The 15,868-nt window shown below is 69.1% G+C and carries 17 protein-coding genes; 7 read left to right on the top strand and 10 right to left on the bottom strand.

Features of this window, described 5'->3' with window-relative positions; genetic code table 11:
* Positions 1 to 96 precede the first annotated feature (96 nt).
* Together ACIOGX_RS20920 and ACIOGX_RS20915 are read left to right on the top strand one after the other, a co-directional pair.
* Positions 97 to 717, top strand: coding sequence for a DUF47 domain-containing protein (locus tag ACIOGX_RS20920; protein WP_129767944.1), 621 nt, complete (start codon positions 97 to 99; stop codon positions 715 to 717).
* 5 nt (positions 718 to 722) lie between these two features.
* Positions 723 to 1,721: an anion permease gene (locus ACIOGX_RS20915; protein ID WP_401767904.1), complete on the top strand. Its 999-nt coding sequence runs from the start codon at positions 723 to 725 to the stop codon at positions 1,719 to 1,721.
* Between the two features lie 222 nt (positions 1,722 to 1,943).
* Here ACIOGX_RS20915 and pstB read toward each other — a convergent pair whose 3' ends face one another.
* From pstB to pstS, 4 genes are all read right to left on the bottom strand, one after another.
* Positions 1,944 to 2,720, bottom strand: a complete 777-nt coding sequence (pstB, locus tag ACIOGX_RS20910) for a phosphate ABC transporter ATP-binding protein PstB (RefSeq protein WP_351415183.1) — start codon at positions 2,718 to 2,720, stop codon at positions 1,944 to 1,946.
* Positions 2,721 to 2,773: 53 nt separating this feature from the next.
* Entirely contained in the window at positions 2,774 to 3,853 is a 1,080-nt protein-coding gene (gene pstA, locus ACIOGX_RS20905) for a phosphate ABC transporter permease PstA (RefSeq protein WP_356514762.1), read from the bottom strand.
* Complete coding sequence (gene pstC / locus ACIOGX_RS20900; protein WP_401915043.1) at positions 3,850 to 4,854, bottom strand: phosphate ABC transporter permease subunit PstC; 1,005 nt, start codon at positions 4,852 to 4,854, stop codon at positions 3,850 to 3,852. Before pstC ends, pstA begins: the two co-directional genes overlap by 4 nt.
* A 120-nt stretch (positions 4,855 to 4,974) precedes the next feature.
* The gene (gene pstS, locus ACIOGX_RS20895) at positions 4,975 to 6,102 is read right to left on the bottom strand and encodes a phosphate ABC transporter substrate-binding protein PstS (protein WP_129767949.1); all 1,128 of its coding nucleotides are present in this window, start codon (positions 6,100 to 6,102) and stop codon (positions 4,975 to 4,977) included.
* A 464-nt stretch (positions 6,103 to 6,566) separates the two neighbouring features.
* Here pstS and ACIOGX_RS20890 point away from each other — a divergent pair, with 464 nt between their 5' ends.
* From ACIOGX_RS20890 to ACIOGX_RS20870, 5 genes are all read left to right on the top strand, one after another.
* Positions 6,567 to 6,794 carry a hypothetical protein gene (locus tag ACIOGX_RS20890; protein WP_356514766.1) on the top strand — a complete coding sequence of 76 codons (228 nt, stop codon included), beginning with the start codon at positions 6,567 to 6,569 and terminating at the stop codon, positions 6,792 to 6,794.
* Positions 6,772 to 7,299: a DUF6879 family protein gene (locus ACIOGX_RS20885; protein ID WP_356514768.1), complete on the top strand. Its 528-nt coding sequence runs from the start codon at positions 6,772 to 6,774 to the stop codon at positions 7,297 to 7,299. The genes ACIOGX_RS20890 and ACIOGX_RS20885 overlap by 23 nt, the downstream gene beginning before the upstream one ends.
* 28 nt (positions 7,300 to 7,327) lie before the next feature.
* Complete coding sequence (locus ACIOGX_RS20880; RefSeq protein WP_401915038.1) at positions 7,328 to 8,182, top strand: helix-turn-helix domain-containing protein; 855 nt, start codon at positions 7,328 to 7,330, stop codon at positions 8,180 to 8,182.
* Between the two features lie 107 nt (positions 8,183 to 8,289).
* Entirely contained in the window at positions 8,290 to 8,562 is a 273-nt protein-coding gene (locus tag ACIOGX_RS20875; RefSeq protein ID WP_401915036.1) for a hypothetical protein, read from the top strand.
* A 153-nt stretch (positions 8,563 to 8,715) separates the two neighbouring features.
* Positions 8,716 to 9,279, top strand: a complete 564-nt coding sequence (locus ACIOGX_RS20870) for a JmjC domain-containing protein (protein ID WP_356514774.1) — start codon at positions 8,716 to 8,718, stop codon at positions 9,277 to 9,279.
* Positions 9,280 to 9,336: 57 nt separating this feature from the next.
* Here the strand turns inward: ACIOGX_RS20870 and ACIOGX_RS20865 are convergent, their stop codons facing one another.
* From ACIOGX_RS20865 to ACIOGX_RS20840, 6 genes are all read right to left on the bottom strand, one after another.
* Positions 9,337 to 9,720, bottom strand: a complete 384-nt coding sequence (locus ACIOGX_RS20865) for an NUDIX hydrolase (protein WP_401768156.1) — start codon at positions 9,718 to 9,720, stop codon at positions 9,337 to 9,339.
* Between the two features lie 98 nt (positions 9,721 to 9,818).
* Positions 9,819 to 10,892, bottom strand: coding sequence for a CHAD domain-containing protein (locus tag ACIOGX_RS20860; protein WP_384772316.1), 1,074 nt, complete (start codon positions 10,890 to 10,892; stop codon positions 9,819 to 9,821).
* Entirely contained in the window at positions 10,879 to 13,107 is a 2,229-nt protein-coding gene (locus ACIOGX_RS20855; protein WP_129767960.1) for an RNA degradosome polyphosphate kinase, read from the bottom strand. The genes ACIOGX_RS20860 and ACIOGX_RS20855 overlap by 14 nt, the downstream gene beginning before the upstream one ends.
* A gap of 307 nt (positions 13,108 to 13,414) precedes the next feature.
* Positions 13,415 to 14,380, bottom strand: a complete 966-nt coding sequence (locus ACIOGX_RS20850; RefSeq protein ID WP_401915034.1) for an ABC transporter permease — start codon at positions 14,378 to 14,380, stop codon at positions 13,415 to 13,417.
* Positions 14,377 to 15,333, bottom strand: a complete 957-nt coding sequence (locus ACIOGX_RS20845) for an ABC transporter ATP-binding protein (protein ID WP_356514778.1) — start codon at positions 15,331 to 15,333, stop codon at positions 14,377 to 14,379. Before ACIOGX_RS20845 ends, ACIOGX_RS20850 begins: the two co-directional genes overlap by 4 nt.
* Positions 15,330 to 15,773, bottom strand: a complete 444-nt coding sequence (locus ACIOGX_RS20840; protein WP_401767913.1) for a GntR family transcriptional regulator — start codon at positions 15,771 to 15,773, stop codon at positions 15,330 to 15,332. Before ACIOGX_RS20840 ends, ACIOGX_RS20845 begins: the two co-directional genes overlap by 4 nt.
* Between the last annotated feature and the right edge of the window lie 95 nt (positions 15,774 to 15,868).

Below are 15,868 nucleotides of genomic sequence, written 5' to 3'. Positions count from 1 at the left end.
ACCATGGGTGACACTGGGAACTTGCCGGTTAGCCGTGGCCGGATGTTGCGCCTAGCATCACCCCTGACCGAATCCCATGTAACCCGAGGACCCCACGTGCGATTTCGTCTGACCCCCAGGGAGACGAGCTTCTATGACATGTTCGCCGCGTCCGCGGACAACATCGTCACGGGCTCCAAGCTCCTGATGGAACTCCTCGGGGCGGATTCCTCCGCCCGAGCCGAGATCGCGGAGCGGATGAGGGCAGCGGAGCACGCGGGCGACGACGCCACTCACGCGATCTTCCATCAGCTCAACTCCTCCTTCATCACGCCGTTCGACCGTGAGGACATCTACAGCCTCGCGTCCCAGCTCGACGACATCATGGACTTCATGGAGGAGGCCGTCGATCTCGTCGTCCTCTACAACATCGAAGAGCTTCCCAAGGGTGTCGAGCAGCAGATCGAGGTGCTCGCCCGCGCCGCCGAGCTGACCGCCGAGGCGATGCCGCACCTGCGCACGATGAACAACCTCACCGAGTACTGGATCGAGGTCAACCGGCTGGAGAACCAGGCGGACCAGATCCACCGCAAGCTGCTCGCCCACCTCTTCAACGGCAAGTACGACGCGATGGAGGTGCTCAAGCTCAAGCAGATCGTCGACGTGCTCGAAGAGGCCGCCGACGCGTTCGAGCACGTCGCGAACACGGTGGAGACCATCGCGGTCAAGGAGTCCTGAACCACGTGGACACCTTCGCGCTGATCGTGACCGTCGCCGTCGCGCTCGGTTTCACCTACACCAACGGCTTTCACGACTCCGCCAACGCCATCGCCACCTCGGTCTCGACCCGGGCACTGACCCCGCGTGCGGCTCTGGCGATGGCCGCGGTGATGAACCTCGCGGGCGCGTTCCTCGGCCAGGGGGTCGCCAAGACCGTCAGCGAGGGCCTGATCGCCACGCCGCACGGATCGCGGGGGATGGGCATCCTCTTCGCCGCGCTGGTCGGAGCGATCGTCTGGAACCTGGTCACCTGGTACTTCGGGCTTCCGTCCTCGTCCTCCCACGCGCTGTTCGGCGGCATGGTGGGCGCGGCGCTGGCCGGCGGGACCGATGTCATCTGGGGCGGGGTGCTGGAGAAGATCGTCATCCCGATGTTCGTCTCCCCAGTCGTCGGCCTGATCGTCGGATATCTGGTGATGGTCGCGATCATGTGGCTGTTCCGCAGGACCAACCCGCACAAGGCCAAGCGCGGTTTCCGGATAGCCCAGACCGTCTCGGCGGCGGGTATGGCGCTCGGGCACGGTCTTCAGGACGCCCAGAAGACGATGGGCATTGTGGTGATGGCGCTGGTCATCGCCGATGTGGAGGACTCCGGAGACGCGATCCCGGTCTGGGTGAAGATCGTCTGCGCGCTGATGCTGTCCCTCGGTACGTACGCGGGCGGCTGGCGCATCATGCGGACGCTCGGCCGGAAGATCATCGAGCTGGACCCGCCGCAGGGGTTCGCGGCGGAGACGACGGGCGCGTCCATCATGTTCGGCTCGGCGTTCCTGTTCCACGCGCCGATCTCCACGACGCATGTCATCACCTCGGCGATCATGGGCGCCGGGGCGACGAAGCGGGTCAACGCGGTCCGCTGGGGGGTCGCCAAGAACATCATTCTCGGCTGGTTCATCACGATGCCGGCGGCGGCGCTCGTCGCGGCCGTGAGCTTCTGGCTGGTGAACCTCGCCTTCGGCTGAGGGCCTTCGGCCGAGGCGCCCGTACAAGCTCGCCCCCGGCTGCCCCGGCTGAGTCACTCGTACAAGGAAGCCCGCAGAAGGAAGCCCGTACGAGGAAGCCCGGACAAAGAAGCCCGGACAAAGAAGCCCGTACAAAAGAAGTGGGCCCGCCCCCCTGGGAGAGGGGGCGGGCCCTTCGCCGTGCGGTGGCACCGCCATGCAGCACCGCAGGACGGCTGCCGCCTATCCGAAGCGTCCGGAGATGTAGTCCTCCGTTGCCTGTACGGACGGATTGGCGAAGATCCGCTCGGTCTCGTCTATCTCGATGAGCTTGCCGGGCTGGCCGACGGCGGCCAGGTTGAAGAACGCCGTACGGTCCGACACACGCGCCGCCTGCTGCATGTTGTGCGTCACGATGACGATCGTGAAGCGCTCCTTCAGCTCCCCGATCAGGTCCTCGATGGCGAGGGTGGAGATCGGGTCGAGGGCGGAGCAGGGCTCGTCCATCAGCAGCACGTCCGGCTCGACCGCGATCGCGCGGGCGATGCACAGACGCTGCTGCTGGCCGCCGGAGAGGCCGGAACCGGGCTTGTTCAGGCGGTCCTTGACCTCGTTCCAGAGGTTGGCGCCCTTGAGGGACTTCTCCACGACCTCGGCCAGCTCGCTCTTGCGGACCTTGCCGTTGAGCCGCAGGCCCGCCGCGACGTTGTCGAAGATCGACATCGTCGGGAACGGGTTCGGACGCTGGAAGACCATGCCGACGGTACGGCGCACCGCGACCGGGTCGACGTTCGGCCCGTACAGGTTCTCGTCGTCCAGCAGGACCTTGCCCTCGACCCGGCCGCCGGGGGTGACCTCGTGCATGCGGTTGAGGGTGCGGAGGAAGGTGGACTTGCCGCAGCCGGACGGGCCGATGAAGGCCGTCACGGAGCGGGGCTCCACGGTCATCGAGATGTCGTCGATGGCCCGGTGGGAGCCGTAGTAGGCGGTCAGACCGCTGACGTCGATTCGCTTGGCCATGTCAATCACTGCTTCTTTCGTGGCCCCGCGCGGCGGAGCCGGATATCGAGGCCTCAGCGGCCGGTCTTCGGGGCCTTCCAGCGGGCGATGCCGCGCGCCACCAGGTTGAGGATCATGACGAACGCGATCAGCACCAGGGCCGCTGCCCAGGCACGGTCGATCGAGGCCACCTCGCCGGCCTTGTACTGCTCGTAGATGTAGAAGGGCAGCGAGGACTGCGCACCCTCGAAGGGGTTCGGGTTGATCAGCTGGCTGCCGAAGACGAGGAGGATGATCGGCGCGGTCTCACCGGCGATACGCGCGATCGCGAGCATCACACCGGTGGTGATACCGCCGATCGCGGTCGGCAGGACGACCTTGAGGATCGTGCGCCACTTCGGTACGCCGAGGGCGAGGGACGCCTCGCGCAGCTCGTTCGGTACGAGCTTGAGCATCTCCTCGGTGGAGCGGACCACGACCGGGATCATCAGGATCGCCAGCGCGAGCGCTCCGAGCAGGCCGGACGGCTCGATCTTGAACATGAGCACGATCGACAGGATGAAGAGACCCGCGACGATGGACGGGATGCCGGTCATGACGTCCACGAAGAACGTGACGGCCTTGGCCAGCGCGCCCTTGCCGTACTCGACCAGGTACACGGCGGTCAGCAGGCCGATCGGCGCCGAGATCACGGTGGCGATGCCGACCTGCTCCAGCGTGCCGAGGAGCGCGTGGTAGACACCGCCGCCCACCTCGGCGCTGGGCACACCGGCCATGGAGTGCGACAGGAAGTACCCGTCGAGGATCTCGATGCCGCGGCTGATCGTCGTCCAGAGGAGCGAGAACAGCGGGATGACGGCGAGGACGAAGCAGACCCAGACGATGCTGGTGGCCAGCCGGTCCCTGGCCTGGCGCTGGTTCTCGACGGTCGTCGTGACGACGTACGAGATGACGACGAAGGCGACGACCGCGATCAGGCCCCACTGGACCTTGCTGTCGAGACCGGCGGCGGCGCCGACGCCCACGCCGACGAGGATGCCGAGGAGGGCGAAGCCGGCCGGTGCCCAGCGGGGGAGGCTGCGCTGGCTGAGGCTGCCCGGCCCGCCCGGGGGCGGCACCGGGGTCGGTGTGTCCTGAACAGCTGCGTGGCTCATGCGTTGGCCCCCGAGTACTCCTTGCGGCGCGCGATGATCAGACGGGCCGCGCCGTTCACCAGCAGGGTGAGGACGAAGAGGACCAGACCGGAGGCGATCAGGGCGTCGCGCCCGAACTCATTGGCCTCGTCGAACTTCGCCGCGATGTTCTGGGCGAACGTGCCGCCGCCCGGGTCGAGCAGATGGAGCGAGATCAGATAGCTCGGCGAGAGGACCGTGGCGACGGCCATCGTCTCGCCGAGCGCGCGGCCGAGCCCCAGCATCGACGCGGAGATGACACCGGAGCGTCCGAAGGGCAGCACCGAGAGCCGGATGACCTCCCAGCGGGTGGCGCCCAGGGCGAGCGCCGCCTCCTCGTTCATGCGCGGGACCTGGAGGAAGACCTCGCGGCTGACGCTGGTCACGATCGGCAGGATCATGATCGCCAGCAGGATGCCGACGGTGAGCATGTTGCGGGCCACGCCGGGCTGCGTCTGGTCGAAGATGTACGTCCAGGCGAAGTACTGGTCGAGCCAGGAGTTCAGACCGTCGAGATACGGCACGAGGACGAGGGCGCCCCAGATGCCGTAGATGATGCTCGGCACGGCGGCCAGCAGGTCCACGACGTAGGCGAGGGGCGCGGCCACCTTGCGGGGCGCGTAGTGCGAGATGAACAGCGCGATGCCGACAGCGATCGGAACCGCGATGACCATCGCGATGATCGAGCTGACGACCGTGCCGAAGAGCAGGACCGCGATGCCGAAGACCGGCGGGGACGCGGAGGGGTTCCAGTCGAACGTGGTGAGGAAGTTGCCCTCGTCCTTGGAGATGGCGATGGAGGCGCGGTAGGCGAGGAAGCCCGCGATCGACGCCATGATGACGAGCAGCAGAATGCCCGAGCCCCTGGAGAGGCCCGAGAAGATCTTGTCGCCCGCACGCCCGGTGGAGGTCGTCGCCGACGGAGGGTCGGTACGCGGGGGCTGCGGCGGTGGTGGGGTGTCTATCGATGTGGTGGAAGCCATGGTCTTTCCGGTCTGTGTGGGGGAGGGCTGGCTCCCCTGGCGGCGGTGCACCGGATGAGGTGGCGGCCGCCGGTCCGGAGAGATCCCGTGGACCGGCGGCCGTCACCTGTCGCTCTGTGGTTACGAGAGGGAGTCGACCGTCTCGCGGACCTTGGCGTTGATCTCGGCGGGGATCGGCGCGTAGCCGGCCTCGGAGAGCAGCGCCTGACCGTCGGCGCCGGCCGTGTAGGTCAGGAAGGACTTGACCGTGGCCAGGGTCTCGGGCTTGTTGCCCTTGTCGCAGGCGATCTCGTACGTCACCAGGACGATCGGGTAGGCGCCGTCGGCCTTGGTGGTGTAGTCGAGGTCCAGGGCCAGGTCCTTGCCGGTGCCCTTGATCTTGGCGGCGGCGATGGCCTTGGAGGCGTTCTCGGAGGTCGCCTCGACCGGGGCGCTGGCGCCCGTGTCGATCTTGACCGTCGAGATCTGCTGCGAGGTGGCGTAGGAGAGCTCGAAGTAACCGATCGAGCCGTCGACCTGCTTCACCTGGGTGGCGACACCGGAGGAGCCGGAAGCCGCCTGGCCGCCGGGGGCGGGCCACTTCTTCTCGGCCTCGTACTTCCAGTCGGACGAGGCCGTGGCGCCCAGGTACTTGCCGAGGTTCTGCGTGGTGCCGGAGTCCTCGGAGCGGTGGAAGGCCTGGATCGGCTTCTTGGGGAGCTTGGCGTCGGGGTTGAGCGCCTTGATCGCCGCGTCGTCCCAGCTCTTGATCTTGCTGTCGAAGATCTTGGCGAGGGTGGGGGCGTCGAGGACGAGGCTGTCCACACCCTCCAGGTGGTAACCGATCGCGATCGGTCCGCCGACCATCGGCAGGTTGATGCCCTGGCCGCCGGTGCAGATCTTCTTCGAGTCGGCGACCTCTTCGGGCTTCAGCGCCGAGTCGGAGCCGGCGAAGCCGACCGTGCCCTGGTTGAAGGCGACGATGCCCTCGCCGGACGACGAGGACTTGTAGTTGACCTCCACGCCGGTGCAGGTGGCCATGTAGTTCTTGATCCAGAGGTCCATGGCGTTCTTCTGCGCGCTGGAACCGGACGCGAGCAGCTGACCCTTGGCGTCCTTGCACACCGCGCTCGTCGCGGCGGACGACTTCGTCGCCGTGCCCTCGGGAGCGTTGTCGTCCGAACCGCACGCCGTGAGAACCAGGGCGCCGGAGACGGCGAGGGCACCGAGCGCGGTGGCGCGCAGCCCGTTCTTGCGCTGAAGCTTCACTTCGGGTGTTTCCTTCCAGGAGCCGCCGGTCTGAGCCTTTGTACGGCGGCGTGCGTCGGGGTGGCTGGTGCGGCGCTATGACCGTCACCGTGTAAGGCCGAAATTAGGCAGATCAGGTGAAGCCGCCGACGGGGGCGAGTGAACGGGAGGTGAACCTCGCGGGGCGGTGTGGTTCCGGCGCGCGTGCCGTACACCCGACTGGGTGTACGGAGGGCGTACTCGCGATCACGAAAGCGCCACATGGTGACCGGCGCCGAGCCGCGTACGGCGCGCTACGTCGGGTACGGCCCGCTGTGCGGCGTAGGGCCACTACGTCGGGTGCGGCGCCGGGGACCGTCCTGGTGGTCCCACCGTTCTTCAGAGGCCGGCGAATCCGCGCAAGTTCATGCAAGTTCCTGTCTGCTCAGGTGATTCCGCCCCAAGCTGAGGTCCAGACATCGTTGGCCGTGAAGCTGGAGGTCGTCATGGCTCTGCACATGCTCGGCAAGGACCCGAACTCTCCCGAAGGCAAGTCCCCGACTGTGTACTACGACGACGTGGCGGACAAGTACCTGGTTCAGGGCTTGAAGGTACGTGACGAGGAGCGGCTGTCTCAGATGGACCTGCCCGACCACGAGACCGTGGTCGAGATCCCCAAGTACATGGTCATGTTCTTCCCGGAGGTCACCGGTGGCGGCGGAACCCACGTTTGACGAGCTGTTCCGGCTGGCCAAGCGGTCGGCGGTGCACCTGGAGATGCGGGACGGCTACATGAGGTCGGATCCGCGCTTCATCGCCTGGCAGCGGGACAGGCACTCTGTCTCCGCCGACAGTGATCCGGATCAGCGTCCCTGGCTGGAGCTGATGCGTGAGATCACCGGCCGCGGCGTAGCGGTTCGCCGGGCTCGGATCGTCTCCGAGCCGATCAGCGACTACATCCGGTTCGAGCATCACCTGACGGCCGGCAACGCCGCCGGCGGCGAGCGGGTCCGTTGGCTTCCCCGTCGCCGGGCCTCGGATCTGGCCCTCCCCGGCAACGATTTCTGGCTGTTCGACGACAGTCTGGTCGTGTTTCTCCATTTCACCGGAGAAGGGGAACTCTCCCCGGAAGGGGACGAGGAGCGCACGGCTGATCCTGGCGTTGCGCAGCTCTGTTCGGCGGCCTTCGAGGCGGTGTGGGAACGGGCGGTACCGCACGAGGAGTACAGGCCGTCCTGAGCTACGAGTGAACAGGCACACTTCTCCCGTGGCCCCGTCGTCGCCTTCGTCGAGCGTCCGGCAAGCCAAGGAAGCCCTCGGATCGCGCCTGCGTGAGCTCCGGAAGGACTCCGGCATGACGGGCCGGGCTTTGGCGGCGGCTGCTGGGTGGCATGAGTCCAAGACCTCGCGCATCGAGAACGGCAAGACGCCGCCCTCCGACGCCGACATCCGCGTCTGGACGAGGCTGTGCGATGCGGAGGGCCAGACCGCTGACCTCATTGCCACGGCCCGTGGCATCGAAGGCATGTACGTCGAGTGGAGGCGTCTGGAGAGGGGCGGCCTGAAGCGGGTGCAGCAGTCCGTGCTGCCCCTTTTCGAGCGAACCCGGCGCTTCCGCTTCTACCAGTCGTGGGTCGTTCCCGGTCTCTTGCAGACTCCCGACTACACCCGTGCCGTACTCAACACGGTGGTTGCCCTGCGGGATGCTCCGGATGACGTTGATGCCGCTGTCGCGGTGCGGATGGACCGACAGCGCATCCTTCGCTCAGGTCATCAGGGATTCGCCATGCTCGTGGAGGAATGGGTTCTCCGCACAGTGATCGGAGATGCCCGCGTCATGAGCGGCCAACTCGGCCATCTCATCGCGGCGGCATCCCAACCGTCCGTGAGTCTCGGCGTTATCCCTGTGGGAACTGAGCGTGGCGATGCATGGCCGACCGAGTCCTTCTCTCTCTTCGATGACGCACAAGCATCCGTGGAACTGGTGTCGGCGAATCTTACGGTGACGCAGCCGCGTGAAGTCGCCGAGTATGCACGTACGTTCAAAGAGCTGTCCAGGATCGCGGTCTACGGAGCGAACGCCCGCAAGTTGATCACTGCCGCAATCGACGCGCTCGGGTGAATCCGTGCAAGTCCGTAGAAGCCTATGGAAGCCCGTTGCGCCGTAAGTCGATGCTTTACCTCACGTCAGTAAGCGTTACGTAGCGCGAGGTGATCACTGTGGGAACTGTGGCAAAAGCTGAGACCGAGCCGCCCAACACCATCTACAGCCTTCCTGCCGAAGGAGCAGAGTTCGAGAACTTCTGCGGAGGCAACCTGGGTGGCGAGCAGGCGTACATCGATTTGGATACGAAGGCCGACTACGCGGAGGACGCGCTCAGACGGGGCAGTGATGCCGTCTGGGTCCACTACACCAAGTCCTCGAATCTGGTGTCGTTCTCAGTTGTGTGCTGCCCTCATCGCTTTCTCTCTCGGATTCCATGCCCGATGCCGCTTCTCTGACAGCACAGCGGGTGGGAAAGGATGCCATGTCGCTCAGTCTTCTGCTCCCGGAGACCGGCGTAGCCGACCTCTTGACTTCCTGGCCGGACGAACCTCGCGTGTACCGGCGCGACACCACGGAACTCGACCGCATTGTCACTTCGGCGTTCCTCAATGACGGGATATTCGAACTACGTCCACGCGTTCCTGACGCCGCCGGGAAATCAGGGGCTTCGCCACCATTGGGATCAGCAGATGGCGGTGATCGTGCAGGCAGCGGGGGTCAAGCGGTGGCAACTGTGGCGCCCGCCCGTGGAAGCGCCGATGAGGGAGTTCAACGCATCCTGGCGGGTGTGGCGCGAGAACTACATCCCGGACTGGGAGGCCGCCGGCCCGGACGCCGAGTTCGATCTCCGCGCGGGGCAGTCGCTGCTGTTGCCGAGGGGCTGGGTCCACAATCCCTATGTGGCGGACATCGACGAGGACAGCGTCCACGTGACGTTCGCCATCCGGGAGCGCACCCCAGTGTGGCTGGCCGAGAAGCTGATCGCGGGTGCGATGGAGGAGCCTGCGTTCCGTCGGATCATTCCGCCCCGTGACATCAGCGGTGTGGCGCTGGCCGAGCGCGTGCACGAGACGCGCGACGCGCTCGTGAAGTACCTCGCGGCCCTGGACGTCGACGAACTCGCCCTGGTCGTGAGGCAGGCCGCCCTGACCGAGCTGGAGTACTCGACGTGATCCGCGGGACCCCAACGCCTGGGCCGGCGGTCCGGACCGCTCCCGGCCGACAGGGCGCTACGGCGCGTGCGGCGCGTTCAGGAGCGCGTCGACCAGTAGCCGGTCGCGGGGCTGCGTCAGGCGGTCGCGGGCCGCCGGCGGGGACAGCCACACGATGCGGTCGACCTCGTCGTTCGGGACGAACGTGCCGTCCGTCGCCTCGGCCGCCCAGTACGTGACCTCTTTGGGGCGTCCCTGTGCCAGATAGCGCACGGTGCCGAGCCGGGTCCCCGGCACACAGTGGTGGCCCGTCTCCTCCAGGACCTCGCGCAGGGCCCCGGCCAGCGGGTCCTCCGCGCGCTTGAGCTTGCCCTTGGGGTGGGACCAGTCGTCGTATTTGGGCCGGTGCACCAGGCAGATCTCCGTGCCGCCGCCCCCGTGCGGCGAGCGGCGCCAGAGCACGCACCCGCCCGCGCGGACGAGGCCCTGCCCGCGCTCCTCGGACCCCGTGTGTCCCTCCGGCCCCCGGGGCCGCTCAGGCCCCGCGCCCGGCGTCGCGGTCACCGTGCCACCGCCGCCTTCTGCCACACCTGCTGAAAGGCGAAGCGCGCCGCCTCCACCTCGTGGCGCTGGTCCGCGTGCAGTACGCCCAGGGCGTATGCCGTCGTCGGCGCGATCCGGGGGGTGCGGGCCGCGTTGGCCGCCGCTGCCGCCGCCTCGGCCGCGTCGCGGTGCCGGTCCAGCGCCTGGCCCGCGCCCAGCAGCACCGGATCGGGGGCGCCGCCGGGGCACCACACCTCCTGGGCGTACCGGTGCAGCCGCAGCAGCTGCCGTACGTGATGCCAGGGCGCGTCCTGCGCCTCGCCCTCCGAGGAGGTCGCCAGGCCGTGGACCAGCGCCTCCGCGTTGTACGGATGGGCGGCCCGCGCCAGCGGCAGCGCGGCGACGGCGTCCAGCAGCTGCCGCTCGGTGGCCTCGCCGGGACCGGCGAGCACCTCGACGGCCGGGGCGCTCGCGAGCGGTGCCAGCGGTACTTCCGAGGCCAGTACGGCCACCGCGTCCGCCACCGCGTGGAAGCGGGACGAGCCGAGTGCCTGGAGCGCGGCCGAGTGCGCGCGGGTCCGGGCGAGGGTCAGCTGCCGCTCCAGCAGCGCGCCCGCGCGGGACGCGCCGACGGTGAGCGTCCCGGGCTGCGGCCCGCCGGGCTCCGCCCCCGTACGCGCGCCGGGCGCCGAACCGAGCGTCGTGGCCGGTACGGCGACGGGCACGGGCGCCGCGCCCGAGAGCCTGCCCAGCGCCCCCACCAGCCGGTGCAGCCGGGCCGTACAGGCGTGCTCCTGGGCCAGCGTGCCGGACAGCCAGCCCAGTTCCGTACGGAGCTGGTCGGCCCAGCCGGGGTCGAGCAGCGGCCGGAACGTGTGCAGGCCGCCCCCGATCCTGCGGGCCGCGCCGCGCAGTGCCAGGGCGGCCGACTCGGCCGCCGCCGTGTCCGCGCCGCTCTCCCCGTACAGCCGCAGGCCGCGCAGGAAGTCGGCGGCGTGGGAGTGCAGATAGCCGGCCAGGACCTCGCCCGCGGTCAGCCCGCCGGGGCCTGTCGGGGTAAGCCGGTCGGTGTCCACTTCATGGTGCTGCACGCCGGCGCCTCCGGGCGTCTATGAGCATTTCCTGGATGTTCCGTAGCGGCTGGCCCTCGGCGTCCGTCGAGTGCCGGGTCCAGTTGCCGTCCGGGCCGAGGTGCCAGGAGGACGTGGTGTCGGACATCCCGGTCTCCATCAGCCGGGTTATCGAGGCGCGGTGGGCCGGGTCGGTGATCCGGACCAGGGCTTCGATACGCCGGTCGAGATTGCGGTGCATCATGTCGGCGCTGCCCATCCAGACCTCGGGTTCCCCGCCGTTGCCGAAGGCGAAGATCCGGGAGTGCTCCAGGAAGCGGCCCAGGATCGAGCGGACCCGTATGTTCTCGGAGAGCCCGGCGACCCCGGGGCGTACGGCGCAGATCCCGCGCACCCAGATGTCCACCGGCACCCCGGCCTGCGAGGCCCGGTAACAGGCGTCGATGACCGCTTCGTCGACCATCGAGTTGACCTTGATGCGGACGGAGGCGGGACGGCCGGCCTGGTGGTGCGCGACTTCCTTGTTGATCCGGGAGACGAGCCCGTCGCGCAGGGACTTCGGGGCGACCAGCAGCCGCCGGTAGGTCTCCCGGCGCGAGTAGCCGGACAGCCGGTTGAACAGGTCGGACAGATCCGCGCCGACCTGCGGGTCCGCGGTGAGCAGGCCGAGGTCCTCATACAGCCGGGCCGTCTTCGGGTGGTAGTTGCCGGTGCCGACATGGCTGTAGCGGCGCAGGGACTCGCCCTCCTGCCGTACCACCAGCGAGAGCTTGCAGTGCGTCTTCAGCCCGACCAGGCCGTAGACCACATGGCAGCCGGCCTCTTCCAGCTTGCGCGCCCACTTGATGTTGGCCTGCTCGTCGAAGCGGGCCTTGATCTCGACGAGGACGAGGACCTGCTTGCCCGACTCCGCGGCGTCTATCAGCGCGTCCACGATCGGGGAGTCGCCGGACGTCCGGTACAGCGTCTGCTTGATGGCCAGGACGTCCGGGTCGGCCGCGGCCTGCTCCAGGAACGCCTGGACGGAGGTCGAGAACGAGTCGTACGGGTGGTGCAGCAGCACATCGCGGTTGCGCAGCGCCGCGAAGATGTCGGGCGCGGACGCGGACTCCACCTCGGCGAGCTGGCGGTTCGTCCCCGCGATGAACTTCGGGAACTTCAGCTCGGGCCGGTCGAGCGAGGAGATCCCGAAGAGCGCGGTGAGATCCAGCGGGCCCGGCAGCGGATAGACCTCCGCGTCGGTCACCTTCAGCTCGCGCACCAGCCGGTCCAGGACCTCGGGCGCGATGTCCTCCTCGACCTCCAGCCGGACGGGCGGGCCGAAGCGGCGCCGCATGAGCTCCTTCTCCAGCGCCTTGAGGAGGTTCTCGGCGTCGTCCTCCTCCACCTCCAGGTCCTCGTTGCGCGTGACCCGGAACATGTGGTGCGCCAGCACCTCCATCCCGGGAAACAGCTCCTCCAGGTGGGCGGCGATCACGTCCTCCAGCGGTACGTACCGCGAGGGGGACGCCTCCAGGAAGCGGGAGAGCAGCGGCGGCACCTTGACCCGCGCGAAGTGACGGTGGCCGCTCACCGGGTTGCGTACGGTCACGGCCAGGTTGAGCGAGAGGCCGGAGATATACGGGAAGGGGTGCGCCGGGTCCACGGCGAGGGGCGTGAGGACCGGGAAGATCTGCTGGCGGAAGAGCGTGAAGAGGCGCGCCTGCTCCTTCTCGGTCAGCTCGGGCCAGCGGATGATGTGGATGCCCTCGTCGGCGAGGGCGGGGGCGACGTCCTGCTGGTAGCAGGCGGCGTGCCGGGCCATGAGCTCGCGCGAGCGGGTCCAGATGAGATCCAGCACCTCGCGCGGCTGGAGGCCGGACGCGGAGCGGGTGGCGACACCGGTCGCGATGCGACGCTTCAGCCCGGCCACCCTGACCATGAAGAACTCGTCCAGGTTGGACGCGAAGATGGCGAGGAAATTAGCCCGTTCGAGGAGCGGCGTGGTGGGGTCCTCCGCCAGCTCCAGGACCCGTTCGTTGAAGGCGAGCCAGCTGCGCTCGCGGTCGAGGAACCTGCCCTGCGGCAGATCGGTGCCGTCCGGGCCGCTCTCCTCCTCGTACGCGTCGAGGTCGGCGTCGAGATCGGGTTCGAGGTCGGAGCTGGTGGCGGCCACGGTGTGGGGCCGGTGCGCGGCTATGAATCCGACGGACGGCTGGGGATGCTGGACCGGTACCTCGGCGGGCTGCTGGTTCATGTCCCTATTGTTCCGCGCGGAAGGCACGACGGGCGCGTCGGAGAGAGCGGGGGCGAGGTGGATCCTGCCGTTGGTCCTGCCGTTAGGCGTGGGGGGCACAGCGGGCTGCATTCACAGAGACTCGCAAGAGCGTCTGAATGGCCGGTAACGGCGACATGACGTGAAGGGAAGCGGGGCGGGGCTCCCCGGGGGCGATGTGCCACCTCCGGGGAGCCCCACCGTAGCCGTGGGTGAGCCGGTGGCCCCGGGTGGGGGCCGGACCGGCGGCCGGTCCGGGACCGCTACGTCCGGTCCCGGCGTCAGGGCGTCAGGCGTGGCTGCGGCGCAGCACCCGGAAGGCCGCGAGGACGACCACGGCGGCCACGGCCAGGACGATCCCGGTCTCCATGAGCTGGAGGGGCCAGAAGTGGGAGGCGGGGTGGTAGTCGGTGAAGTGCCTGCCGCCCTCTTGCAGGGTCTGGCACGGGGACGACGACCAGCCCGTCGCCATGCACTCCTCCCGGGTCATCCGCTCGCCCGAGGCCAGGATGACGCCGTCCTGGAGCGTCCAGGCCAGGTCGGGGAGGCGCCCGTCGCCCGTGACGGTCTCGATGGGCCACAGATACGGGCGCAGCCACGTGATCATGGCGAGCATGGCCCCGCCCAGGGCCAGCGCGGTGGCCGACATCGCCAGGACCGTACGGCGCACCAGCAGCCCGGCGAGCGCGCCGAGCGCGATGCCGAGGAGGCCGTACGCGACAGGCAGCGGGCCGAGCCCGGCGAAGCCGAGCCTGTCGTACCAGTAGACGGAGTACACGCCCTCGGGCCCCTGGAACCTGGACGCGCGGTAGAGGATCACCAGCGCCGTACCGCCGACGACCGTCCACACCACGGGAGCCGTGAGCTTCGCCGCGAGCCAGCGGGCGGGGGAGACGGACTGCGTCCAGGCGAGCTTGTACGTCCCGGACTCCAGCTCCCGGCCGATCACCGGACCCGCCACGAAGGCGCCGACGACCACGGGGAGCGCGAACAGCAGGGCGCCCGTGTTGCCGAGCCACTGGTGGAAGGCGTACTGGGCGTCGAAGAAGCCCCGGACCGTGTCCCCGCAGCCGGCCGTGGTGACCTGGACGGAACAGCCCGTTCCGGCGAAGTCGCTCACCGCGCTCGTCGCGAGATAGCGCTGGTAGAGCAGGATCGCGGCGGTCAGTACGAGGAGTGCGGTCCCCGCCCACAGCACGCGGCGGTGCTGGCGTACGGCGACCCGGACCGGGCCGCGCAGGGTCGGTGCGCTCATGCCGCCACCGCCGTACGGCCGCGCTCGCCGTTTCCGTCGCCGCCGGCCGGCGGCTCGGCGCTCGGGGTGAGCAGGGTGGGCGCGCCCGGGGAGCGCAGGTGTGCCAACAGCAGTTCCTCCAGGGAGGGTTCGGCGGTCTGCCAGGTACGGTCCAGCGGTCCGTCCGGCCGGATCAGCGCCGTACGTCCGCGCCCCGCCGTACGGGACTCGACGACCGTGTGCGGCGTCAGGTCGTCCAGATCCCGCGCCGCTCCGCTCACCAGCCGGTGCGCGGTGAGGATGTCCTCCACCTCGCCCCCGAGCCGTACCCGGCCGCCGTCCACGAGCAGCAGGTAGTCGCAGGCGTCGGCCAGTTCCGTGAGGATGTGCGAGGAGATCACGACGGTGGTGCCGTGTTCCTCCGCGCCCGCCATCAGAGCGCCCATCAGCTGATGGCGCGCCAGCGGGTCGAGATCCGCCATCGGCTCGTCCAGCAGCAGCAGTCCGGGGCGTTTGCCGAGCGCGAGGGCGAGCGCGACGCGGGTGCGCTGACCGCCGGAGAGCGAACGGACCCGCCGGCCGTGGTCGAGCGCGCTGCCCTGGCCGCCGCCCTCGATGATCCGCTCGGCCGCCGCCGCGTCCCAGCGCCCCGGGTTCAGCTCGCGGCCCATGCGCAGCGTCTCACCGACCGTCAGCTGCGGGTACAGCGGCTTGTCCTGGGCGACGTACGCGAGGTGCGCGCGGGCGTCGGCCGGTGCCGCGCCCAGGACACGCAGGGTCCCCTCGGTGGGAGCGAGCAGCCCGGCCGCGTGGGCGAGCAGCGTCGATTTGCCGGCGCCGTTGGGGCCGACGAGGGCGCAGACGCGCCCGGCGGGTATGCGGAAGGAGCAGCCGCGCAGCGCCCAGCGCTCACGTCGTCCCACCCCCGCGAAGCGTTTGCCGAGGCCGGTCGCCTCGATCGCGGCCACAGTCATGCGTGGTCCCCCTTGATGCGCGTGGTGCGCGTGGTGCGCGTAGTGTCCCGGGCGCCTTTGGCGCGTTCTTCGAAGCGCTCTTCGACCACCGAGGTGAAGAGCGCGGTCACGTCGTCCTTGTCGAGTCCTCCGGCGCGGGCGCGGTCCGCCCAGGCGGCCAGCTCGGCCCGCAGCTCGCTGTCGGCGGAGCCCCGGCCGAGGGTGCCCTGTACGAACGTGCCGAGGCCGCGCCGCCCTTCCGCCAGCCCCTCGCGCTCCAGCTCGCGGTACGCCTTGAGGACGGTGTTGGGGTTGATGGCGGTGGCCGCCACCACCTCGCGGGCGGTGGGCAGCTTGTCGCCGGGCTCCAGCAGGCCCAGGCGCAGGGCCTGTTTGGTCTGCTGGACGATCTGGAGGTAGGTGGCCACCCCGCTGCGCCGGTCGATGCGGTACTCGATCACCCGCAACCACCCTTTCACTAGGGAAGTAGTGAAAGGGTGGCGTAAGAGAAGGGGCGGCGTCAAGTACGCCGCCCCTCGACTCCCCTTGTCCGTTC

It is taken from the genome of Streptomyces sp. NPDC088147 (genome assembly GCF_044741565.1).
Classification (GTDB): domain Bacteria; phylum Actinomycetota; class Actinomycetes; order Streptomycetales; family Streptomycetaceae; genus Streptomyces.
Note: the sequence above shows the minus strand (reverse complement) of the source record. Positions and strands in the feature narration are given on the sequence as shown.

Coding starts and splice junctions, on each gene's coding strand:
- ACIOGX_RS20850 (WP_401915034.1), bottom strand. CDS start 14,380: ATGAGCGCACCGACCCTGCGCGGCCCGGTCCGGGTCGCCGTACGCCAG.
- pstA (WP_356514762.1), bottom strand. CDS start 3,853: ATGAGCCACGCAGCTGTTCAGGACACACCGACCCCGGTGCCGCCCCCG.
- pstC (WP_401915043.1), bottom strand. CDS start 4,854: ATGGCTTCCACCACATCGATAGACACCCCACCACCGCCGCAGCCCCCG.
- ACIOGX_RS20890 (WP_356514766.1), top strand. CDS start 6,567: ATGGCTCTGCACATGCTCGGCAAGGACCCGAACTCTCCCGAAGGCAAG.
- pstB (WP_351415183.1), bottom strand. CDS start 2,720: ATGGCCAAGCGAATCGACGTCAGCGGTCTGACCGCCTACTACGGCTCC.
- ACIOGX_RS20855 (WP_129767960.1), bottom strand. CDS start 13,107: ATGAACCAGCAGCCCGCCGAGGTACCGGTCCAGCATCCCCAGCCGTCC.
- ACIOGX_RS20845 (WP_356514778.1), bottom strand. CDS start 15,333: ATGACTGTGGCCGCGATCGAGGCGACCGGCCTCGGCAAACGCTTCGCG.
- ACIOGX_RS20870 (WP_356514774.1), top strand. CDS start 8,716: ATGACGGGATATTCGAACTACGTCCACGCGTTCCTGACGCCGCCGGGA.